The sequence below is a fragment of the Novosphingobium album (ex Hu et al. 2023) genome (assembly GCF_022832385.1).
In the GTDB taxonomy this organism is placed as follows: Bacteria; Pseudomonadota; Alphaproteobacteria; order Sphingomonadales; family Sphingomonadaceae; genus Novosphingobium; species Novosphingobium album.
On record NZ_JALHLE010000005.1, the window covers coordinates 297176 to 318340 of the forward strand.

Annotated in this window: 22 protein-coding genes and 1 pseudogene; 8 read left to right on the top strand and 15 right to left on the bottom strand. The window is 63.6% G+C overall.

Going from position 1 to position 21165, the window contains the following annotated elements; translation table 11 throughout:
* Positions 1 to 25: 25 nt before the first annotated feature.
* The 4 genes from MTR64_RS05425 to MTR64_RS05440 all read right to left on the bottom strand — a co-directional run bounded on the left by MTR64_RS05425 (position 26) and on the right by MTR64_RS05440 (position 4812).
* A complete protein-coding gene (locus MTR64_RS05425; RefSeq protein ID WP_243991519.1) occupies positions 26 to 1252 on the bottom strand; it encodes a type III PLP-dependent enzyme in 1227 nt (408 codons plus the stop codon).
* Positions 1253 to 1624: 372 nt separating this feature from the next.
* Positions 1625 to 2827 carry a carboxynorspermidine decarboxylase gene (locus MTR64_RS05430; protein ID WP_243991521.1) on the bottom strand — a complete coding sequence of 401 codons (1203 nt, stop codon included), beginning with the start codon at positions 2825 to 2827 and terminating at the stop codon, positions 1625 to 1627.
* 12 nt (positions 2828 to 2839) lie between these two features.
* The gene (locus tag MTR64_RS05435; RefSeq protein ID WP_243991523.1) at positions 2840 to 3601 is read right to left on the bottom strand and encodes an alpha/beta fold hydrolase; all 762 of its coding nucleotides are present in this window, start codon (positions 3599 to 3601) and stop codon (positions 2840 to 2842) included.
* Positions 3601 to 4812, bottom strand: a complete 1212-nt coding sequence (locus MTR64_RS05440; RefSeq protein ID WP_243991524.1) for a saccharopine dehydrogenase family protein — start codon at positions 4810 to 4812, stop codon at positions 3601 to 3603. The genes MTR64_RS05435 and MTR64_RS05440 overlap by 1 nt, the downstream gene beginning before the upstream one ends.
* Positions 4813 to 4986: 174 nt before the next feature.
* Here MTR64_RS05440 and MTR64_RS05445 point away from each other — a divergent pair, with 174 nt between their 5' ends.
* The 3 genes from MTR64_RS05445 (at position 4987) to MTR64_RS05455 (ending at position 7463) form a co-directional block, all read left to right on the top strand.
* Positions 4987 to 6231: a DUF3419 family protein gene (locus MTR64_RS05445; RefSeq protein ID WP_243991526.1), complete on the top strand. Its 1245-nt coding sequence runs from the start codon at positions 4987 to 4989 to the stop codon at positions 6229 to 6231.
* 4 nt (positions 6232 to 6235) lie between these two features.
* The gene (locus MTR64_RS05450) at positions 6236 to 6880 is read left to right on the top strand and encodes a class I SAM-dependent methyltransferase (protein WP_243991528.1); all 645 of its coding nucleotides are present in this window, start codon (positions 6236 to 6238) and stop codon (positions 6878 to 6880) included.
* 76 nt (positions 6881 to 6956) lie between these two features.
* Entirely contained in the window at positions 6957 to 7463 is a 507-nt protein-coding gene (locus MTR64_RS05455) for a nuclear transport factor 2 family protein (RefSeq protein WP_243991530.1), read from the top strand.
* A gap of 12 nt (positions 7464 to 7475) precedes the next feature.
* On the opposite strand, the gene MTR64_RS05460 is transcribed toward MTR64_RS05455, so the two are convergent.
* A complete protein-coding gene (locus MTR64_RS05460) occupies positions 7476 to 7748 on the bottom strand; it encodes a DUF4242 domain-containing protein (protein WP_243991532.1) in 273 nt (90 codons plus the stop codon).
* Positions 7749 to 7852: 104 nt separating this feature from the next.
* Here MTR64_RS05460 and MTR64_RS05465 point away from each other — a divergent pair, with 104 nt between their 5' ends.
* The 4 genes from MTR64_RS05465 to MTR64_RS05480 all read left to right on the top strand — a co-directional run bounded on the left by MTR64_RS05465 (position 7853) and on the right by MTR64_RS05480 (position 9884).
* Entirely contained in the window at positions 7853 to 8812 is a 960-nt protein-coding gene (locus tag MTR64_RS05465) for a threonine ammonia-lyase (RefSeq protein ID WP_243991533.1), read from the top strand.
* Between the two features lie 52 nt (positions 8813 to 8864).
* Positions 8865 to 9293: an MAPEG family protein gene (locus MTR64_RS05470; protein ID WP_243991535.1), complete on the top strand. Its 429-nt coding sequence runs from the start codon at positions 8865 to 8867 to the stop codon at positions 9291 to 9293.
* A 70-nt stretch (positions 9294 to 9363) separates the two neighbouring features.
* Positions 9364 to 9594: a hypothetical protein gene (locus tag MTR64_RS05475; protein ID WP_243991537.1), complete on the top strand. Its 231-nt coding sequence runs from the start codon at positions 9364 to 9366 to the stop codon at positions 9592 to 9594.
* Between the two features lie 32 nt (positions 9595 to 9626).
* Positions 9627 to 9884: a hypothetical protein gene (locus MTR64_RS05480; RefSeq protein ID WP_243991539.1), complete on the top strand. Its 258-nt coding sequence runs from the start codon at positions 9627 to 9629 to the stop codon at positions 9882 to 9884.
* A gap of 100 nt (positions 9885 to 9984) precedes the next feature.
* Here MTR64_RS05480 and MTR64_RS05485 read toward each other — a convergent pair whose 3' ends face one another.
* From MTR64_RS05485 to MTR64_RS05515, 7 genes are all read right to left on the bottom strand, one after another.
* Positions 9985 to 10218, bottom strand: a complete 234-nt coding sequence (locus MTR64_RS05485) for a hypothetical protein (protein ID WP_243991541.1) — start codon at positions 10216 to 10218, stop codon at positions 9985 to 9987.
* 523 nt (positions 10219 to 10741) lie between these two features.
* A complete protein-coding gene (locus tag MTR64_RS05490) occupies positions 10742 to 11203 on the bottom strand; it encodes a GreA/GreB family elongation factor (RefSeq protein WP_243991550.1) in 462 nt (153 codons plus the stop codon).
* Positions 11200 to 12462, bottom strand: a complete 1263-nt coding sequence (locus tag MTR64_RS05495; RefSeq protein WP_243991552.1) for a class I SAM-dependent RNA methyltransferase — start codon at positions 12460 to 12462, stop codon at positions 11200 to 11202. The genes MTR64_RS05490 and MTR64_RS05495 overlap by 4 nt, the downstream gene beginning before the upstream one ends.
* Before the next feature lie 48 nt (positions 12463 to 12510).
* Complete coding sequence (locus tag MTR64_RS05500) at positions 12511 to 13923, bottom strand: NAD(P)H-hydrate epimerase (RefSeq protein WP_243991554.1); 1413 nt, start codon at positions 13921 to 13923, stop codon at positions 12511 to 12513.
* Positions 13910 to 14278 (bottom strand): hypothetical protein, encoded by a 369-nt coding sequence (locus MTR64_RS05505; protein ID WP_243991556.1) that lies wholly within the window; start codon positions 14276 to 14278, stop codon positions 13910 to 13912. The genes MTR64_RS05500 and MTR64_RS05505 overlap by 14 nt, the downstream gene beginning before the upstream one ends.
* Before the next feature lie 70 nt (positions 14279 to 14348).
* Positions 14349 to 16205 carry a dihydroxy-acid dehydratase gene (gene ilvD / locus MTR64_RS05510; RefSeq protein WP_243991564.1) on the bottom strand — a complete coding sequence of 619 codons (1857 nt, stop codon included), beginning with the start codon at positions 16203 to 16205 and terminating at the stop codon, positions 14349 to 14351.
* Between the two features lie 149 nt (positions 16206 to 16354).
* Positions 16355 to 17041 (bottom strand): calcium-binding protein, encoded by a 687-nt coding sequence (locus MTR64_RS05515; protein ID WP_243991566.1) that lies wholly within the window; start codon positions 17039 to 17041, stop codon positions 16355 to 16357.
* Positions 17042 to 17370: 329 nt separating this feature from the next.
* Between MTR64_RS05515 and MTR64_RS05520 the strand changes: the two genes are divergently transcribed.
* On the top strand, positions 17371 to 17802 hold the full coding sequence (locus MTR64_RS05520) for a DUF3806 domain-containing protein (RefSeq protein ID WP_243991568.1): 432 nt from the start codon (positions 17371 to 17373) through the stop codon (positions 17800 to 17802).
* A 3-nt stretch (positions 17803 to 17805) separates the two neighbouring features.
* On the opposite strand, the pseudogene MTR64_RS05525 reads toward MTR64_RS05520, so the two are convergent.
* From MTR64_RS05525 to MTR64_RS05535, 3 genes and pseudogenes are all read right to left on the bottom strand, one after another.
* Positions 17806 to 18543 (bottom strand): annotated as a pseudogene (locus MTR64_RS05525) (N-formylglutamate amidohydrolase).
* An 8-nt stretch (positions 18544 to 18551) separates the two neighbouring features.
* Positions 18552 to 19367, bottom strand: a complete 816-nt coding sequence (locus MTR64_RS05530; RefSeq protein WP_243991570.1) for a 4-(cytidine 5'-diphospho)-2-C-methyl-D-erythritol kinase — start codon at positions 19365 to 19367, stop codon at positions 18552 to 18554.
* Between the two features lie 73 nt (positions 19368 to 19440).
* The gene (locus MTR64_RS05535; RefSeq protein WP_243991571.1) at positions 19441 to 21090 is read right to left on the bottom strand and encodes an electron transfer flavoprotein-ubiquinone oxidoreductase; all 1650 of its coding nucleotides are present in this window, start codon (positions 21088 to 21090) and stop codon (positions 19441 to 19443) included.
* Between the last annotated feature and the right edge of the window lie 75 nt (positions 21091 to 21165).

A 21165-nucleotide genomic window follows, 5' to 3' on the forward strand; every position in this document is an offset into this window, starting at 1 on the left:
TTTTTTTCTATCCCGTAATGCCGGCTCAGCGCAGTGAGACAACGTTGTCCGAGACGCGCGGGTCCGGGCGGCCCGTGTAGAGGCTCGCCATTGGCTCGTCAGTCACGATGACAACCTCAGCCCCGCCGAAGCCGTTGAACGCAGTCTTCATGGCCGCGCCGTAGGCACCCAGCATGCCCACCTCGATCCAGTCGCCCGCCTTGATCTCTGCGGGCAGCATGAAGGGTCCCTCCATGAAGTCGGCATCATCACAGGTCGGGCCGTAGAACGAGAAGGCCTGCAAGTCAGCCACGTCGATCGCCGCGTTGTCGTTGGTTTCCTCGCGCGCAATGTGGCGCGCCGGGAACCGCCATGCCACGTGCGCCGCGTCGTAGAGCGCGCCGTAAGCACCGTCGTTGATGTAGAGCTCGTCGCCGCGGCGCTTTTCCACCATGACGATCAGCGAGCTGTACTCGGCCGACAGCGCGCGGCCGGGTTCGCACCACAGCTCTGCGTTGTAGGCGATCGGCAGCGCTTCGAAGTGGCGGTGGATAATCGCGAAGTAATCTTCGAGCGGCGGCGGTTCCATGCCCGGATAGCAGGAGGGAAAGCCCCCTCCCACGTCGATCATGTCGATGACGACGCCCGCATCGGCAATCGCCGCACGCGCGCGCTCGAGCGCCTGCACATAGGCAAACGGCGTCATCGCCTGCGAGCCGACGTGGAAGCACACGCCCAGCCAGTCCGCCACCTGACGGGTCGACTGCAGCAGCGCGCCTGCGTCAGCCAGATCGATGCCGAACTTCGATGCGAGGCTCAGCTCCGAATATTCGGACGAGACGCGCAGACGGACACAGAGGCGCAGGTCCTTCGCCGGGTTGCCCTCGGCGTCGGTGGTGGCTGCCACGATCTTGTCGACCTCTTCCTGGGTGTCCAGGCTGAAGGTGCGCACGCCGTGCTGAAAATAGGCCTCGCGGATCGCACTCGCGGTCTTGACCGGGTGCATGAAGCAAAGTGTCGCCTGCGGCAGCGTCGCACGCACCATGCGCACCTCGGCAATCGAGGCGACATCATAGTGGGTGATGCCGTTGTCCCACAGGATCTGGATCAGATCGGGCGACGGGTTCGCCTTCACCGCATAGAGCGACTTGCCCGGAAACTTCGTCGCGAAGAACTGGGCAGCGCGCGCAGCGGCGTGCGGGCGATTGAGGATAACCGGTTCGTCGGGCGCGATGGTGCGCGCTACAGCCGATGCGTCAGGATACTGGTGCAACTCAAGGGACCCCCAATAGGCCTAGTGGCCAAGACAACACAGAGACGAAGCTGCCTTGCGGTTTGGAAGTCCCCATGGGGCAGCGAGGGGGCGGATATAGGACAGCGATCATGAATCGCAAGTGAAAAACTTGGCGCTTCACAAAAATGTCACAGAAGTGACCTTTTGCATCCCATTCCGCCCCTCTCTGAGCGGCTTGGCCCTTTGTTTTCAAGGCGTTGCCATTGCGACACCGAGGAGCTCCGTTCTCAGCGGGGCACGGTGAAATCAATAGGGTCAACGCAGAGAGTAACCGCAGGTTGCGAATGATTCGCGCAAAGAGGGATTGACCGGGCCCGATGAGCGACAGACCGAGGCTCCGCTCGTTTCGCGTCAGCTCAGACGGTCGCGGAAGTCCTCGTAGGAGAACCTGCGGATGCATTCGAGCGAGTCGGTTTCCGAATCCCACAGCCAGATCGAAGGTAGCGGCACGCCGTTGAACGTGGTCGTCTTCACCATCGAATAGTGTGCCTGATCGAGGAACGCGAAGCGCGTGCCCGGCTGGATGGGCTCGGGAAAGCGGTAATCGCCGATCACGTCGCCCGCGAGGCAGGAAGGCCCGCCGAGGCGCACGGCACCGCCCTGCCCCTCGTCCACCATGCGGTCGTCCTCGATCGGCAGTTCGCCCAGCATGGCCGGGCGGTAGGGCGCCTCGATCACGTCGGGCATGTGGCAGGTGGCGGAAATGTCGACTACCGCCACCGGCATCCCGTTCCAGCCTGTGTCGAGCACGGTGCCCACCAGAATACCTGCATCGAGCGCCACGGCCTCGCCAGGTTCGATGTAGACCTGCGCGCCGGTGTCCTCGGACATGTCGGAAAGGAACTCGACCAGTTCATCGCGCTGGTAGTCGGCGCGGGTCACATGGTGGCCACCGCCCACGTTGATCCACTTGAGGTGGCCGAAATAGGGCTCGAGGTAGTCGAACACCTTGTCCCAGGTGCGCTGGAGCGGCTCGAAGTCCTGCTCGCACAGGTTGTGGAAGTGGATGCCATCGACCATCGCCACGTGCTCGTCGGTGAGCTGGTCGACCGGGAAGCCGAGGCGCGAATGCGGCGCCGAGGGATCGTATTTGGGCACTTCGCCTTCGGGATGCATTGGATTGATGCGCAGCCCGATGTCGAAATCCTCACCACGCGCGCGGGCCGCCTCGATGATCGCCCAGCAACGCTCGATCTGCTGCGGGGAGTTGAAGATCACGTGGTCCGAGAGGCGCAGGATCTCGTCGAGTTCGTCGGGCTTGTAGGCCGCGCAGTAGGTCGCGATCTCACCGTCGTAGAACTCGCTCGCCAGCCGCGCTTCCCAAAGGCCCGAGGTGCACACGCCATCGAGATACTCGCCCACGATCGGCGCGGTCGACCACATCGAGAACGCCTTGAGCGCGGCCAGCACCTTGGCGCCCGAGCGCTCGCCGATGTCCTGCAGGATCTGCAGGTTGCTGCGCAGCTTCGCGGCATCGACCACGAAAGCGGGGCTGTCGACACGCGACAGGTCGAAGTGGGCGAAAGCGCCCGGATCGCCGGCTCTGGTTTCCATGGCTCTTTATCCTCAGTTCAGCCAGTTCGCGACCAGCGACGCGAACCTGACGGGATCTTTCTCGGGCAGCATATGGTCGGCACGCTCCACCTGTTTGAGACGCCCGAACCTGAGCGCCCGCACAGCACCGCGCGAAGGCACTTCGAACATGGCACGCGTGTTTTCCCCAAACCCTACCGTGACCGGACAAGCGATGCGGCCGAGATCGGATGCGGAAATCTTCACAGGAGGCTCTCCCTGCCCCATCATCAACGGAAATACTCTTGCACTGTCGGCGTAGTGCGCGCGGCGTTGCGGATCCACCGACGCGCTGAACCCGGCACCGCCCGCGTTGTCTATGATGAGATCGATCACCGCTTCAACGCCGCCTTTTTCCATCATGGTGAAGACGGGTACAAAGGCTTCCTCGCAATCGGCGGCGAACCTCGCCAGAGCCTCCTCATCCTCCACATAAGTGGCAAGGCTCGGTTCGTAGAGCGTCAGCGATGCGAACAATTCCGGCCGTTCGATCGCCGCCAGCAGAACCGGATGGCACCCGAAAGACCAGGCAACCACGTCCACCGGCGGGCCCATCATCGCCTCGACATACCCGACGACATCGTCGCAATGCCGCCGGGTGCCGAAATCCCCGCCGTCGCCCGGCCACTCCGCCCGACCAAAATAGCTCAGCGTGATCGCACGGGCATCAATCCCGGCGGGCAGTGCATCGATAACCGGAGCCCAGGTCCTCGCGTCGCCCGGCGCGCCGTGCACGAAGAGGACCTGACGTTCCATCAGAACGGCAGCGGTTCGCTCAGTTCCTCGACCGTCCACGGCAGACCCTGCGTGTTGAGCATGTCCATGAACGGATCGGGGTCCATCTGCTCCATGTTGAACACGCCCTCACCACTCCAGGTGCCGGTGAGCACCATGGCCGCGCCGATCATCGCCGGAACGCCGGTGGTGTAGCTCACCGCCTGGTTGCCGGTTTCCTCGTAGCAGGCCTCGTGGTCGCAGATGTTCTTGATGTAGAACGTCTTCTCGCCAGACCCGTCGAGCGCTTCGCCGGTCGCGATGTCACCAATGTTGGTCTTGCCCTTGGTCGTCGCGCCAAGCGAGGCGGGCTCTGGCAGCACGGCTTTCAGGAACTGCAGCGGGATGATCTCGACGCCGTTGTACATCACCGGATCGATGCGGGTCATGCCCACGTTCTGCAGCACGGTCAGGTGCTGGATATAGGCATCGCCGAAGGTCATCCAGAAGCGCGCACGTTCCATTTCGGGGATGAACTTCGCTAGGCTTTCCAGTTCCTCGTGGTACATCATGTACATGTTCTTGGGGCCCACGCCCTCGAAGTCGAACGAGACCTTGTTGCTCATCGCCGGGGTCTCGACGAACGCGCCGTTCTCCCAGTGGCGCGCAGGCGCGGTCACTTCGCGGATGTTGATTTCCGGATTGAAGTTCGTCGCGAAGGGCTGGCCGTGATCGCCGCCGTTGCAATCGAGGATGTCGAGCTTGCGGATGGTCTTCAGCTTGTGCTTCTTGAGCCACATCGCGAAGACGCTGGTCACGCCCGGATCGAAACCCGAACCGAGCAGCGCCATGAGGCCCGCGTCCTTGAAGCGCTCCTGATAGGCCCACTGCCAGTGATATTCGAACTTGGCCACATCCTTGGGCTCGTAGTTCGCAGTGTCCATATAGTGCGTGCCGGTCGCCAGGCACGCATCCATGATCGCAAGGTCCTGATAAGGCAGCGCCAGATTGACGACGAGCTTCGGCCCGATCTTGCGGATCAGCTCGGAAGTGGCCGCCACGTCGTCGGCATCGATGGCATAGGTGCTCACGGTCACGCCGGTGCGCGCCTTCACCGATTCGGCGATCGCGTCGCACTTGGAAACCGTGCGGCTGGCGAGATGGATATCGCTGAAGATATCCGGATTCATGGCCATCTTGTGGACCGCGACCGAGCCGACGCCGCCTGCGCCGATCACCAGAACCTTGCTCACCAAACCATCTCCTTCAGGAGCCAAAAGACAAAGACGCGCATATAAGGTGCCTGTGTGACAACTCAACTGGGCTCAAGGCGGCAGTGGATTGTCATAAACCGACATCGGCGCGTCATCACCCGGTCATGCCGCAGAAGCAAGGGCAGGAAACTGTTCCATGTACGGGGGCGAACCATGGCCAAGACTGCATCCAAGACCGCCGGCGAGACTACCGGCACCAAGCTCATCGAAGGCGCCGTCATCCGCCACGAAAGCCCGCGCAGCGCCCGCCTGCTCGACAAGGCCTTTGCGCTCGCGTTCAAGGGCCTCGTCTATGCGCAGATCTGGGAAGACCCGGTCGCGGACATGGAAGCGCTGCAGATCGGGCCGGACAACCGGATCATCACGATCGCCAGCGGCGGCTGCAATGCCCTCTCCTATCTCACTGCCGATCCCGCCGCGATCACCGTGGTCGATCTCAACACCGCGCATATCGCGCTCAACGACCTGAAGCACACCGCGATCCGGCACCTGACCGACTATGCCGACGTGCGCCGCTTCATCGCCGAGGCCGACCACCCCGAAAACCTCGTAACCTACCGCGAACGCCTCGCACCGCATCTCGACGAGGAAACCCGCCGCTACTGGGAAGGCCGCGATCTTGTCGGCCGCCGCCGCATCAAGGCCTTTACCAAGGGCGTCTACCGCCATGGCCTGCTGGGCCATTTCATCGGTATCGCGCACAAGCTGGCGAAGCTCTACAAGATCGACCCGGCCGAAATCCTGGGCGCAGGTTCGCTGGAGGATCAGCGCCGCGTGTTCGACGAACGCTTCGCCCCGATCTTCGAGCGCAAGCTGGTGCGCTGGCTGACCAACCACCCCGCCTCGCTGTTCGGCCTCGGCATTCCCCCCGCCCAGTACGATGCGCTGGCTGGCGAACAACGCATGGCTGACGTGCTGCGCGCGCGCCTGGAAAAGCTCGCCTGCCACTTCCCGGTCAACGACAACTACTTCGCCTGGCAGGCCTTCGGCCGTGGCTACGGCAAAAGCGAGGAAGCTCCACTGCCGCCCTACCTGCAGGCCGCCAACCTGCCGCAGGTGCGCGAACGGCTCGACCGGCTCGATCTGCGCCACGCCAACTTCACCCACGTCCTGCGCGATAGCGATGCCGGTTCGTTCGACCGCTACATCCTGCTCGACGCGCAGGACTGGATGACCGACGAGCAGCTTACCGAGCTGTGGACCGAAATCACCCGCACCGCCCGTCCCGGCGCCCGCGTGCTGTTCCGCACCGCCGCCGAGCCCTCGCTGCTTCCGGGCCGCGTGCCCGACGCGATCCTCGGCCACTGGGACTACCGCACCGCAGAGTCCGAGACGGCGACTTTGGCCGACCGCTCGTCGATCTACGGCGGTGTCCACCTCTACGTGCTGAAGGACTGACCCGATGGCGACGCGGCCGCACACGCCCGACCATGCCGTGCTGATGGACAAGGTCTATCGCGGCCAGCGCCACATCTACGACCTGACCCGCAAGTACTACCTGTTCGGCCGCGACCGGCTGATCCGCGAACTCGACGCGCAGCCCGGCATGGCCGTGCTCGAACTGGGCTGCGGCACCGGGCGCAATCTGGAACTGATCCGCAAGGCCTGGCCGGGCACGCGCTGCCATGGGCTCGATATCTCTTCGGAGATGCTCAAGAATGCGCGCAAGCGGCTCGGCAGCGACGGACGGCTCGCCCTTGGCGACGCGACCAACTTCGACGCCCCTGCCCTGTTCGGCCGCGAAGGGTTCGACCGGGTGGTGCTATCCTATGCGCTTTCGATGATTCCGGACTGGCAGGGCGCACTCACCCGTGGCGCCGCCGCGCTGGCGCCCGGCGGCTCGCTGCATATCGTGGATTTCGGCGACTGTGCGGGGCTGCCCGGTTTTCTGCGCAGGCTCCTCTATGGCTGGCTTGCCCGCTTTCACGTCTCGCCCCGGCAGGATCTGCCCGAAGTGGCCGAACGGCTGGCTCACGCTCATGGATTGCGCCTCGAAGTCGAGCGCGGCCCTGTCGGCTATTATCAGTTGGTGCGCCTGACCCGCTGACAGGTTCGCTGTTGCAGACCGTTAGCTGCTGTGGTCTTCACCCGGTCCGATAGAACAGAACACCGGAGAAGACCTTATGGCCAAGACGCTCGACGACCTGATCGCCGAATCCGAGATAAAAGACGTCCATATCCGCTTCTGCCGCGCCAACGACCGGATGGACCAGGCGCTGATGCGCAGCTGCTTCCATCCCGATGCGGTGATCCAGCTGCACGAGACGCTCGATGTCGACGCTTTTGTGGCGCTCGGGCAGACCATCCTCAGCCAGTACACCGCGACCTGGCACAATACCGGCAACCAGCTCGTCGAAGTCGATGGCGATACCGCCTGGGCCGAGCACTACACCACGTCTTCACACCGCATATCGGCGGACGCGAAAGGGCCCGAGCGCGATTTCATTGCGCAGGGCCGTTATGTGGACCACATGGAGAAGCGCGGCGGCGAATGGCGGATCGCCCGGCGCACCATGGTGCTCGATTTCCTGCGCACCGAACCGCTCGCCCCCGGAGAGACCGGCCTCGGCAGCACGGGCGGCAAGCGCGACCGTAGCGATCCGTCCTATACCTTGCGGCTGCGGGACTGAACCTTCAGACGTCTATTCCGCAGTCGTCGGGTCGATCACGCTGCGGACTTCCTGAATGTTGTTTGCCGGGAACCCTGCGGTTTCCGCATGCTGGCGGATCAGATCCTCGCTTGGCGCCCGGTAGATGCAGTAGATCTTGTCATCGGTGACGTAGCTGTGCACCCACTGGATCTCCGGCCCCAGATCCCGCAGGACGCTGCATGATGTCTGTGAAGCGCCCTTCAGGTCCGCCGGCCCGAGCGAACCCACGCCGGGCATTTCCCGTTCAATCACGAATTGAGGCATCGCCCATTCTCCCCTGACGAAACACCGGCAAAATACGCCTGTTTGCAGGCAGTGTCGAGCAGATGGCTGGCAGCGTCCTCGCACTCCGGCTAAGAGCCTGAGGCATGATCCAGACCCGCGAACCGACCGCTGAAGGGGTAGCCTTTGCCGCCCGCAAGATTGCGGAAATCCTGCGCCCCACGCCGCTCCTGCCGTTGGAGATCGACGGCCAGACAATCTGGTGCAAAGCCGAGTGCCTGCAGCCCATCGGCGCGTTCAAGATCCGTGGCGGCTGGCACCGCCTGACCGCGCTTTCGGGCGAGGAACGCGAACGCGGAGTCGTCGGCGTATCGAGCGGCAATCATGCGCAGGGCGTGGCGTGGGCTGCACGCAAGCTTGGCATTGCAGCCACCATCGTGATGCCCGTCGATGCACCCGCCGTAAAACTGGCAAATACCCGCGCACTCGGCGCCGAAGTCGCGCTTTACGACCGGCCCGGCGGCGAGGACCGCGACGAAGTGGCCGAACGGGTCTGCGCCGGGCGCGGTGCCACGCTCGTCCACGCCTATGCCGATCCCTGGGTGATCGAGGGACAGGGCAGCGCCGGCATCGAGATTGCGGCCCAGATGAACGGTCAGCCCGATCTCATCGTCACTCCCTGCGGCGGAGGCGGCCTGACGGCGGGCCTCGCGTTGTCCTGCCCGGATGCCGCGATCGTGCCCGTCGAGCCCGAAGGCTGGGACGATGTCTGCCGCAGCCTCGCCAGCGGCACCATCCAGAAAGTCACCGCCGATGCGCCGCCTACCGCGTGCGATGCGCTGCAGACGCCCGCAACCCGGCCCATTAATTTCGCGATCCTGCGCGAGCGCTGCCCTTTCGGGCTTGTGGCTTCGCCGGCCGAAGTGCGCGCGGCGCAGCGCCTTGCCTTCGAGAAGTTGCGGCTGGTGGTCGAACCGGGCGGTGCGGCGGCACTGGCCGCAGTTCTGGCAGGCAAGGTGGAACTGGCCCCCCGCACCGCCGTGATGCTGACCGGCGGCAATACCGACGCGGCGGCTTTCGCCGCCGTTTTGACCGGCAGCAATTGACAACCGCGCCCATGGGGCCGACGCTAAGACCCTGATCTGGAGGGGAATGACAATGGTTGGAATGGCTATCCTGCAACCCGTGGTCGCTTTGGCCGCATGGACCATGGTCATGTGGTTCTGGCTCTACGGCACCCGCATCCCCGCCCTCAGCGCGGCCAAGATTGACCCGGAAGAACTGGTCAATGACCCGAGCCTGACGCTCGACAATGTCCTGCCTCCGCAGGTCCAGTGGAAAGCCCACAATTACAATCACCTGCACGAAGCCCCTACGGTGTTTTATGCAGTGGCCATCGTGCTCGCCATCATCGGTCAGGGTGACGGTCTGAACGCGCAGGCCGGCTGGGCCTACGTGATCCTGCGCGTGATCCACTCGATCATCCAGGCCACCGTCAACAAGGTGAACCTGCGCTTTGGCGTGTTTGCCCTGTCCAGCTTCTGCCTCATGTTTCTCGTGGCCCGGGCAGCGCTGGCTATGTTCTGAAGCCGACACTGGAACAGTGCGCCGTTCCGCGTTATCCTGCTCCCATAAAACAGAACGTGGGAGCAAGGATGTGGACAAGATCCCTACCGAGCGTGGCCGCAAACCATTGAAACTCGTGTTCATCGGTGTGGAAATGTTTTTCGTGCTGCTCACCATGGCGGCGTTCGCCAATCAGGTCTTCAATGCCGGCTGGGGGCTGGGCTGGTCCACCTTTTTCGTAAGTTTCATCATCAGCGTCTGGGGCGCAGTCGCTTACCCCCTCTGCGGACAGTGCTTCAGGTGGACCAAGGTTTCCTCCTGACAGCGCCCCCAAGGGCCTGCTAGAAGGCACACATGGATTTCGACGACCAGTTGCGCCGCTATTTCGGCACCGACGACCCCGCCTTGATCGCGCCTGCCGCGCTGGAGGCGGGCGTCGAGCGGATGCGCGTCGATTTCGGCATGGAAAAGGACAAGGGGCGCAAGTTCGCGCTGTGGTGCCTGTTGTACCTGTTCGGGGGGGCGCCCGATCTGGACATCGCCTTCGACAACGAAGACGACCGCAACGCCGCGCGCGATTTCATGGACATGATGGACAACGCGGGCGGCTGAGCCGCCAGTCTGCCACAACATCGGAACCTGCCAACAGACAAACCATGAAAGCCGCCAGTCTTTCGACCGACGGCTCTTCTATGCTCAGGCACCTACCGGATTAGCAGCTATCCGGATGATGCTCCCCAATGGCGGACCGCCACCGGGCAGGCGTCATTTTCGACTTCACTTTCAACTTGGCCGTAGGCGAGGCGTGCTCATCGCCGTGGCTACGATCGAATGGCCGGTAGTGTTGTCCTGGGGGGGATTTTTCCAGCGCTTTGGTCGGTGCGGCATAGGCATTGCCAGCGAACACCAGCGACAGAGCTAATGCAGCATAGGGAAGTGACTTCATGGCTCGACCCTCCTTCAGCCCGCTCCAAAAAGGTGCAGCAGGCAAAGGATGAATACCGCCTTTAAGAAAATTAAATCTAATTTGTTTTTTCAATCAAATTCGAAATTTAATTTGAACATTTGGAACAGTTTATGTTTTTTTAAAAATGAAATGTACACGTTAATGATTAATATTTACCCAATATTAGAATAATTATTATACAACAAAAGCAACAGAAAAGTAAAAACTCACCGCCACTGCACTGCACAAAAGCTTGATGTTGCAGCTGCGAACCACCTCTTCCGCCCCCGAACACGATAAACTAACGCGATCGGCGGGCACTCCCGGGCATATGACAGCACCCGCAACCCTTGAGCCAACTGCTGTAAAATCGCAGTTCACCATTTCCGGCCGCCGAGAAGTGCAATCGTAGCGGTGATACGTGCTGTCAGATGGCTTGAAGGCGCCAAACAGCCCCATTTCCTGATGGCAACGGCCCGCATTTGCACCACCGATCAGCGGGCACCACATGTCGCAATAACGATCAAAGCGAATCGATCGCCAGCACTTCGATAGCATCTTCCCGGCCGTTGAACGGCAGCAGCTCCCCCTCTTCCGCACCCATCAGCGCGCGGGCGAGAGGGGCGGAGAAGGCGATCAGCCCGGCTGCCGGATCGGCTTCGTCATCGCCGACCAGACCGAGCACACGCTCCTTGCCGTTGAGCAGGAACGTGACCCGGGTGCCAAAGGCAATTACGCTTCCATCAGGCTCGGGCTGGACTTCGGCGGTGACCTGACGGGTCTGCCAATAGCGCAAGTCGCGCTTGGCGGCATTCAGGACGGGTTCCTCCAGCGGCTCGGCCAGTCGCACCTCCAGTTCCACCACTTTCGCGTCAATCAACGCCTTGCCGCGCGCGGTCACGAGGTTCGGGCCGGGCGGGATCGGAATTTCGAACTTGGGTTCGAGGTGCTCGTCGTCGCCCTCGCGGCGAAAGGCTACACTCACCCTTCCCTCACGAACAGGCTGGCGAGTTCGACGTGGGTAGACCAGCGAAACTGGCCGACAGGCCGCAGTTCGACGAGGCGGAAACCTTCCTCCACCAGCCGCGCTGCATCGCGCGACCAGCTCGACGGATTGCAGGAGACATAGACCACGCGGTTCACGTCAGACTGCGCGATGCACTCCACCTGTTCGCGCGCGCCGGCTCGGGGCGGATCGAGGACGACGGCGGCGAACTTGCTCAGTTCATCGGGCTGGAGCGGGTTGCGGAACAGGTCGCGGTGCTGCGCGAAGACCTGCAGTTGCGCGCGGTCTGCGGCGGATTTGCAGGCCATATGCACATCGCGCGCGGCTTCGGCGGCGAGCACCTTCGTTTCCGGCCCGGCCAACGCGAAAGCGAAGGTGCCAAGACCGGAAAACAGGTCTGCGACCGTGGACACGCCCTCCAGCCATTCGCGTGCGGCGCCCACGAGCGCCTCTTCGCCGTCCAGCGTTGCCTGCAGGAAAGTGCCCGGCGGGAACGGCACTGAAACCGCTCCCAGCTTCACTGTAACCGGCTCCGGCTCCCACACAGTCTCGAAGCCATAGCCGCCATCCATGGTAAGGCGTGCAAGACCGTATTCCTGTGCGAAGCCCAGCATCGCCTCAGTGGCGGCAAGACCTTCGGCAGTGAGCCCCTTCAACCCCAGGTCGACGCCCTGCTCGACCAGAGTCAGCTCGAGATCGGCGGCCATGCGCGGCTGCTGGTGCTTGCCGGGCTTGCCTTTCCCGCCCTTCTTCGCGGGTGCCGCCTTGCCCATGGTAATGAGCAGCTTGCGCAGCGGCGCCAGGAGCGCGGTCAATTCCGGCGCGAGCACCGGACATTCCTCCAGCTCGACCAGCCGGTGCGACTTTGCCTCGCGAAAACCGATCACGATACGCCCGCCCGAGCTTTCGGCGCGCAAGCTGGCGCGGCGGCGCGTGCCCGGCGGCGAAAGGTGCGGCGGCGCGATGTGCTCGGCACCCAATTCCTGCGAGGCCGAGGCATTGCTCACCCGCGCCTCGACGAAGGCCGCAAGGCTCTCCTCGTCGAGCTGCTGCAACTGGCACCCGCCGCAGCGGCCGAAATGGCGGCACGCAGGCTCGACATGGTGCGGCCCCCATTCAAGCGTGCCGTCACCGTGCAGGATATCACCCGGGGCCGCGCCCCAGGCAAAGCGGCCGGACGCCGTGACGCCATCGCCCTTGGACGCGATGCGCAGGATTTCTTCGGATTCGTCGGTCATGGTCCCCCAGCGCCTAGCAGGACGCGGCGGGCCTGCAAGTCCTGCCGGTCAGAGGCAGGCCGCCAGCGCCTCGGGCACTTTCGCGGCCAGTTGCCCCGCCGTGAACGCCGGACCGCAAAGCCGTGCCGCCTCGCCATGCAGCCAAACTCCCTCGCAAGCCGCCTCGTATGCAGGCACTCGGGCAGCCACCCGGCTGGCAATCACCCCCGCGAGCACGTCGCCCGTCCCGGCCGTGGAAAGCCACGAGGTGGCGCGCGGGACGCAGGCAAGACGGCCATCGGGCGCGGCGATCACAGTGTCCGGTCCCTTGGCGACGATAACCATGCCGCTAGCGCGCGCCAGAGCCAGAGCGCGGTCCGGCCGCGAGCCTGCGCCATCGAGTTCAAAACTCCGTTCCAGCGCGACCAGTTCGCCTTCATGCGGCGTGGCGACCGTGGGCGCAGCCCGTTCGACCAGCGCGTGCGGCGCCAGCAGCACCAGCGCATCGGCATCGACCACCGCCGCCACCGGATCAGCCAGCGCGATAGCCAGCCGCTCGCGCGCTTCGCCGTCGCGGCCAAGGCCTGGCCCAACAAGCACTGCGCTATTACGGTCGTCGGTCAGCACTTCGGAAAGCGCCCCTGTCTCGACGACAATGTCGGTAGGGACATTGCGCTTGCTCTCGGCAAAGAGCTTCACATAGCCCGCCCCTGCCCCTTGCGCGGCGATGGCCGCCAGCAGGGCCGCGCCGGGCATACCTCCACCAACAACGGCCAGCAGACCGCGCCGGTACTTGTGCGCATCGACGGCAGGGGCAGAAACTTGCGGAGCCCCCGAAACCTGCGCCGCACCTTCGACCGGCGTCACGCCGATCGGCACCAGCCGCAATGTTCCCATCTTCGCGGCGGAAGGCATCAGGAAATGCGCAAACTTCCACGCCCCCAGTGCCACGGTCAGATCGTATCGCGGCAGGCCCTCGTTCAGGAGCATCCCGCTGTCCGACTGCACGCCGCTGGGCAGATCGACTGCCACCAGATGCCTGTGATGCGCGGCCAGCCGGGTGAGCAGTGCAAAGTGATCGTCCGAGAGCGGCCGGGTGAGGCCGCTGCCGAACAGGCAGTCCACCAGCACATCACCATGCGCCCCGGCATCCGGCCCGAGCACCTGGCCGCCGAACAGCGCGCGCGCGTTCCTTGCCGCATCCGTCCTCGATTCCGTGGCCGCAACCACCTCGACATGCCCCCCACGCTCGCGGATCGCTTCGGCAATCACATACCCGTCACCGCCATTGTTGCCGGGGCCGCACAGTACCGTGACCTTGCGGTGCGCGGACATGCGCCATACCCAGTCCGCCGCGCCGCGCCCGGCGATCTGCATCAGCGTGTCGACGCTTGAACCCGTATCGATCAGTGCCTGCTCGGCCTCGCGCATCTGCGCGACGGTAAGGATCTGGGCGAGATGGGGAAACTCAGTGTGCGGCATCGGCTTTCATCGTGACGGGAAAGAGGTAGCGGTCCGCTCCTACCGTAACGTCAAGCTTGCCGTCCACCAGCTTCGTCTGCGCCTGTTCGGCGCCATCGGTGACGGAAAGGCCAGTTCCGTCGGTCATTACGTCGAAACGCCGGAACGCGCCGTCCGGGTGATGGACGATCAAGGTGAGCTTGCCGTCCTTCTCCGACCGTTCGACCGAACAGACCCGGCCCAGCTTCTCGGCCCCGCCTAGGGCGCAGTCGATGCGCTCGTCCCCGGCCGCGACCGGCGGCGCTTCACCGCCGGAGGAGCAGGCGGCGACGAGCAACGTAAATGTTGCGCCGAGATGCCTCGACAAGCTCAGCATGAGCGGGCTTGCTCCCGTTTGAACAGCCGCTCGTTCTGATCCTGTCGAAGGACAGCCGCAGGGCACGACCTTACCCGCGCTTCAGCTGGCTCACGTCGCGCACCGCGCCCTTGGCAGCGCTGGTGGTCATCGCGGCATAGGCCTGCAGCGCGGCAGAGATCTTGCGCTGGCGCGGATGCACCGGAGACCATGCGTCGGCCCCGCGTGCCTCCTGCACGGCACGGCGGGCAGCCAGTTCCTCGTCGGAAACCATCAGGTTGATCGTACGGTTCGGGATGTCGATCTCGATCGTATCGCCGTTCTCGACAAGACCGATCTCCCCGCCCTCGGCCGCTTCGGGTGAGGCGTGGCCGATCGAAAGGCCCGAAGTGCCTCCCGAAAAACGCCCGTCGGTCAGTAGCGCGCAGGCCTTACCAAGGCCCTTCGACTTCAGGTAGCTGGTGGGATAGAGCATTTCCTGCATGCCCGGCCCGCCGCGCGGCCCTTCGTAACGGATCACGACAACATCACCAGCCTCGACCTGCCCGCCGAGGATGCCCGCGACCGCTGCATCCTGGCTTTCATAGACCCGCGCCTTGCCGGTGAACTTCAGGATACTGTCATCGACGCCCGCCGTTTTCACGATGCAACCATCGCGCGCGATGTTGCCGAACAGCACGGCAAGGCCACCGTCCTGACTGAAGGCGTGTTCCTTGCTACGGATCACGCCATGTTCACGGTCGAGATCGAGCTCATCCCAGCGGCGCGACTGGCTGAAGGCGGTCTGCGTCGGCACGCCGCCCGGCGCGGCCTTGAAGAACTCCTGCACCGATGCGTCGTTAGTGCGGCTGATGTCCCAGCGGTTTAACGCATCGCCCAGCGTCTTGCTGTGAACGGTCGGCAGGTTAGTGTGGAGCAGGCCTGCACGGTCGAGCTGGCCGAGGATCGCCATGATGCCGCCAGCCCGGTGGACGTCTTCCATGTGCACGTCAGCCTTGGCGGGCGCGACCTTCGAGAGGCACGGCACCTTGCGGCTGAGGCGGTCGATGTCCTGCATCGTGAAGTCCACGCCTGCTTCAGCGGCCGCTGCAAGGAGATGCAGCACTGTGTTGGTGGAGCCGCCCATGGCGATGTCGAGGCTCATGGCGTTCTCGAACGCCTCGAAGCTGGCGACATTGCGCGGCAGGACGCTTTCGTCGTCCTGCTCGTAGTAGCGCTGGCACAGGTCGACCGCGAGACGGCCCGCTTCGCGAAACAGGCGTTCGCGATCGGCATGGGTAGCAAGAGTGGAGCCGTTGCCGGGCAGCGACAGGCCCAGTGCCTCGGTAAGGCAGTTCATCGAGTTGGCGGTGAACATGCCCGAGCATGAACCGCAGGTCGGGCAGGCGGATCGCTCGATCGCCTTCACTTCCTCGTCGGTATAGCTTTCGTCCGCTGCGGCCACCATTGCATCGACCAGATCGAGCGCGTGCTCCTTGCCTTTGAGGATCACCTTGCCCGCTTCCATCGGCCCGCCCGAGACAAAGACGACAGGAATGTTGATGCGCAGCGCCGCCATCAGCATCCCGGGCGTGATCTTGTCGCAGTTGGAGATGCAGACCATGGCGTCGGCGCAATGCGCGTTGACCATGTATTCGACGCTATCGGCGATCAGTTCGCGGCTGGGCAGCGAATAGAGCATGCCGTCGTGGCCCATGGCGATGCCGTCATCGACCGCGATGGTGTTGAATTCCTTGGCGACACCGCCCGCCGCCTCGATCTCGCGCGCGACCAGCTGGCCCAGGTCCTTGAGGTGGACGTGGCCCGGCACGAACTGCGTGAACGAGTTCACCACGGCAATGATCGGCTTGCCGAAATCGCTGTCCTTCATCCCGGTCGCGCGCCACAGGCCACGGGCACCAGCCATGTTGCGGCCGTGGGTGGAAGTGCGGGAACGATAGGCGGGCATGTAACGGACTCCGGAAAAAAGTGCACTGTGGCGCAGGATAGGCAGACCGCGCCCCTACGCCAAACGTGCGCTTATCCGAAGCAGAAAATGTCTCGCAGAACCCAATGAGTTTCCAAATGATGCGCGATCGGCCTTCGCCGCAAGTTCCGTTAGGCGAAGAACAGGCTGGTGTCCTGCGGAATGTCCGCCACCCCCTGCAGCTCTGCGATCAGCACTCCGTCGTAATAGACGGCGACATCCGTGCCGGTGTCAGCAAAGGTCACGAGACTTGCATCCCCGTTCTTGATCTCGAGATGGTCCTCGCCCAGCGTGAAGTCGGTTACGATGTCCGAGCCCAACCCCAGGTATTCGGGGCCGACGTTGAACTGGAAGGTATCGGCACCCTCCCCTCCCGTGAGGACATCATTGCCCCGGTCGCCATCGGTCAGGTCGTCACCGGCATCACCCCAGATCCTGTCATCATCCTCGCCGCCCAGCAGCGTGTCATTCCCGCAGCCGCCATGGATCTGGTCGTCGCCGCCATTGGCCAGCACGAAATCATCGCCATTGCCGGCAAAGACCACATCGTCGCCGCCATTGGCGACGATGAAGTCATCACCCCCGCCACCGGTGAGGACATTGGCGGTATCGTCGCCAACGATGATCTGGCCCGCCTCCGCAGAATCCCCTCCACAGCCGCAATCACCGCCGGGGCTTTCGCCCCCGCGCCCTTTCCAACTACCTGCCTCGCGGTCGACACCGCTGCCATTACGCCAGCCATCCGTTGGTCCGCCTGAACCGAACCAGCCCCAGCCATGGTCGTTGGAGTGCCAGAAGTCCCGTACGATCCCGCCCATAATCCATCCTCGTACCGGCATACGCCGCAATATTCATGCAAGGATGTTGAACGGTGCGAAACAATTCAAGTCCCAATCACTTTCAATATGGCTCAACATCGCACAGTCACCTCTTCCGATTTTTAATGAAGTCCACCCAGATATTTCCGTTTCAAACGCTATTGTACGCAGAAACCTGCCCTGCTCTCCTAACAAAAGAAATCCGGTCTTCGCCCATCATTGCACCATTACGGAGATGATGAAACGGCCGGACACACGGCAGTGCAGTTGTGCACATGGGGCTATCGCCCTGTTTTTGCCTGCGGTTCTCGATCTGCTAGACTTGCCGCATGAAAAGTCCCGATTCCCTCACCCTCGAACCCGAGGAGCAGGAATGGCTGGAACAGGCGCGAACCTGGATAAAGGGTCATTTCGCCAGTACTCCGGACGAGGCCTATGCATCGATCGAGGGCAAGCTCGCCGTCATCCGCGCGAATCTCGCCCATGGCTGGGTCGGCCCCGAAGATACCTGGAAACTGCAGGCGCTCGGCATCGCGATGGGCGATGCGCTGGCACAGGACCTGATGCTGGACTGGGTCACCGTCGATGATGAATATGGTCGACAGCCCGCCCTGCACTGGCCGGGAACCAGCATCCTGTGCTTTCCCGTGACAATGATCTCGCAGCGCATCGAGGAAGGAGAAGGCCTCGATATCGACACGATGTACGAAACCACGCGCGAGAAACTGAACAAGCTCGCCTTCTCGGGCGACGTTGAATAGACCTCAGCCTTCGAGCACGACCGCTACTTCGTTGCAGATGCGCGTCAGGCGCTCGGCCCATTCGGCCTGCCCGGCGGCATCGGCGATCAGGTCCTACCGCACCTCAATGTAGAGATAGGGCCGCCCCTCGCTTTCCACGTGGCGCTCGATCGCCGCGTTATAGACCTTGCCCGAATAGGGAAGCTGGTCGCCGACGATCAGCCCCTCGGCCTCCAGCAGCGGCTGGGCGGCAAGGGCACCACGGTCGTCTTCGTCGTAAAGCAATCCGCAATGCCAGGGGCGCTTTTCATCCGGCTTGCAGGCTAGGCACGGCGTGAAGCTGTGCAGGATCAGCGTGAGCGCGGGCGGCGTGCCTTCGAGCAGTTCGGTAAGCTTCTCGTGGAACGGCCGGTGGAAGCGCGCGAGCCGCGCCTCGCGGTCGATGCCGAGATTGCCGGGGATGGCGTGCCCATCGCTGGCCTCGGGGATCGCCGCCGGGTCCTGTTCTGTGCGGTTGGTGTCGCAGACAAGGCGGCTGACATTGCCGAGCAACGCCGCCGTTCCCTGCTGTGCCGCCATGCGCTCGGCGATGCCCGCCACGCCAATGTCGATGGCGATGTGCTCGTCCATCAGTTCGGGCGCGATGCCGAGGCCAATGTCATCGGGCACCCGATTGGAGGCATGGTCGGCGACAACAAGGATACCGCCAAAACGCGGGGTACCGACGATACGATAGGCTTCGGACGTGGCGGGGGCGTGCATCTGCGTAACTATCGCAGCTTTCCGCTCATTTGCCACCAGTCCGGTTGCACTTCCGCAATTTTATCTGCAGCCGCCTCCAGTCCGGCCTCGCTGTCGTAAAGCGCAAAGCACGTGGCGCCCGATCCGGACATTCGGGCAAGGAACGGCCCGGTCTCGCGCAGGGCTGCCAGAACATCGGCGATCACAGGACAGATCGCTACTGCAGGCGCTTCGAGATCATTGCGCCCCTGCAACGCGATCTCGCGCAAGGTGCCCGTGGGCATCGGCCCGCGATCAATCTGGTCCCAGGCCTTGAACACCGGCCCGGTCGGTACCGGCTGGCGCGGGTTCACCAGCAGAACGGGGCATCCCGCGAGGTCATTCTCGGCCACTTCGGCCAGATCAGTGCCCGTACCAGTGCCGACACACGGCCGCGACAGGACGCAGGCGGGCACATCGGCCCCTAGCGTCGCGGCGCAGGCGTGCCAGTCATCGGGCAGACCATATGCAGCCTCGACCATGCGAAACACCGCCCCGGCATCCGCCGATCCGCCGCCCAGCCCGGCCGCCACCGGCAGGTGCTTTTCGAGCGTGACCGACCAGCCCTTGCCATGCGGCAGAGCGGAGAGCGCCTGGCCCACAATGTTATTGAAGGGGTCATCGATCCTGGCGGCGAATTCGCCGTGGGTATTCAGGCTGTCAGCTTCAGCGGGCGCAGCAGAGAGCCGGTCGCCATCATCAACGAAGGCAAACAGCGTTTCCAGCTCGTGATAGCCATCCTCGCGCCGCCTGCGGACATGCAGCGCGAGGTTGATCTTGGCGTAGGCGGTTTCGGACAGAGTCATCACGCCCTCCCTGAAACGGGAAAAGCGCCGGGGCAACCCCGGCGCTTTCCTGTTTTCCGCAATGATCTGGCGATCACATATTCGGATAGTTCGGGCCGCCGCCGCCTTCGGGCGTGACCCATTCGATGTTCTGGGTCGGGTCCTTGATGTCGCAGGTCTTGCAGTGGACGCAGTTCTGGGCGTTGATCTGCAGGCGCGTGCCGCTGCCATCGGGATCGACGAACTCGTAGACGCCAGCCGGGCAGTAGCGCGCCTCGGGGCCTGCATAGATGGGCAGGTTGATCTCGGTCGGAACCGTCGGGTCCTTCAGCCGCAGGTGGCAAGGCTGCTCTTCCTCGTGATTGGTGAACGAGTAGGACACGCTGGTCAGGCGGTCGAAGCTGATCACGCCGTCGGGCTTGGGATAGTCGATCGGCTTGTAGAGGTCGGCGCGCTGCAGGCACGAGGCATCGGTGTGATGCTTCATCGGCTTGACGAGGCCGAAGCCGAACAGGGTACGCAGCCACATGTCCGTGCCCGCGAGGATCGTGCCCAGCTCGCCGCCCCACTTGGCCACCATCGGCTCGGCGTTCTGCACGAGCTTCAGTTCCTTGGCGATCCAGCTGTCGCGAACGGCATCGTCGTATTCCTGCAGGGTGTCCTGCTCGCGACCAGCCTTGACCGCCGCGGCAATCGCCTCGGCAGCCAGCATGCCGCTCTTCATCGCGGTATGGCTGCCCTTGATGCGCGGCACGTTGACGAAGCCGGCCGAGCAGCCCGCCAGCACGCCGCCCGGGAACGCCAGCTGCGGCACCGACTGCCAGCCGCCCTCGTTGATGACGCGCGCGCCATAGGCCACGCGCTTGCCACCCTCGAGGATCGCCTTGATTTCCGGGTGGGTCTTCCAGCGCTGGAATTCCTCAAAGGGATAGACGTAGGGGTTCTTGTAATCGAGCGCGGTAACGAAGCCGATCGAGACCTGGTTGTTGGCCTGGTGGTAGAGGAAGCCGCCGCCCCAGCTGTCGCTCTCGCTCATCGGCCAGCCCTGCGTGTGGATGACGCGGCCGGGCACGTGCTTGTCGGGATCGATGTCCCACAGTTCCTTGATGCCAAGGCCGTAGATCTGCGGTTCGCAGTTCGCCTCGAGATCGTACTCGGCCTTCAGGCGCTTGGTCAGGTGGCCGCGCGCGCCTTCGCAGAACACGGTGTACTTACCCAGCAGGTTCATGCCCGGCTGGAAGTCGTCCTTGGGATTGCCCTCGCGGTCAACGCCCATGTCGCCGGTCTGCACGCCAATGACCGCGCCATTATCGTCATAGAGGATCTCGGCCGCCGGGAAGCCGGGGAAGATCTCGACTTCCAGCGCCTCGGCCTGCTCGGCCAGCCAGCGGCACAGGTTGCCCAGCGAGCCCGTGTAATTGCCGTGGTTCGACATGAAGCCGGGCTGGATCGCGTGGGGGATCGAGAACTTGCCCTTCTTCGTCATGTGCCAGTGCCAGTTGTCGGTCACCGGCGTCTCCGCCATCGGGCAGTCCATGTCACGCCATTCGGGCAGCAGTTCGTCGAGCGCCTTGGGATCGAAGGTCGCGCCCGACAGGATGTGCGCGCCAACTTCCGAGCCCTTTTCGAGCACGACGACCGAAAGTTCAGGGTCCATCTGCTTCAGTCGGATCGCCGTGGAAAGCCCGGCGGGCCCACCGCCGACGATGACGACGTCAAAAGGCATCTCTTCGCGTTCAATCATGGGTATCCCCTGAAACCTGCTCGTGCGATCGTTTAGCCGACCGATTAATTTCCGCTCGTGCCTTGATTGCTTGCA